This window comes from Bradyrhizobium oropedii, from assembly GCF_020889685.1.
Lineage (GTDB): Bacteria > Pseudomonadota > Alphaproteobacteria > Rhizobiales > Xanthobacteraceae > Bradyrhizobium > Bradyrhizobium oropedii.
Genome location: NZ_JACMYO010000508.1, coordinates 1 through 524 on the forward strand (window position 1 = coordinate 1; position 524 = coordinate 524).

Genomic DNA, 524 nt, shown 5'->3' on the forward strand with positions numbered 1-524 from the left:
CCCAACACCAATCGTTGCTGCATTTTGTCGGCGAGGGCCATTGGTCGGACGAGCAGGTTTGGCCAAGGTTCGCGAGATGGTGCTGCCTCGGATCGGGCAACACGGACCGATCGAGGCGTGGATCATTGACGATACCAGCTTCCCCAAGAAGGGACGGCATTCGGTCGGGGTTGCGCGGCAATATTGCGGCCGGCTCGGCAAGGAAGACAACTGCCAGGTCGCGGTGTCGCTGTCGATTGCCAATCATCATGCAAGCTTGCCGGTGGCCTATCGGCTGTATCTGCCGCAGGAGTGGACCAACGACAGCGAGCGTCTGCGCAAGGCAGGTGTGCCTGACGACATTGGCTTCAAAACCAAGCATGAGATCGCACTCGATCAAATCCGTGCAGCCTGCGCCGCCGGCCTGCCGCGCGGCATCGTGCTGATGGATGCCGGCTACGGCAATCACAGCGATCTGCGCGCCAGCCTTACGCGGCTCGAGCTCTCCTATGTCGCCGGCATTCTCTCGAACACCACGGTGTGGG

1 pseudogene is annotated in these 524 nt (G+C 61.6%); it reads left to right on the forward strand.

The window, feature by feature from the left end:
* Positions 1-524 (forward strand): annotated as a pseudogene (locus tag H8A95_RS43530) (IS701 family transposase); the annotation flags it as partial.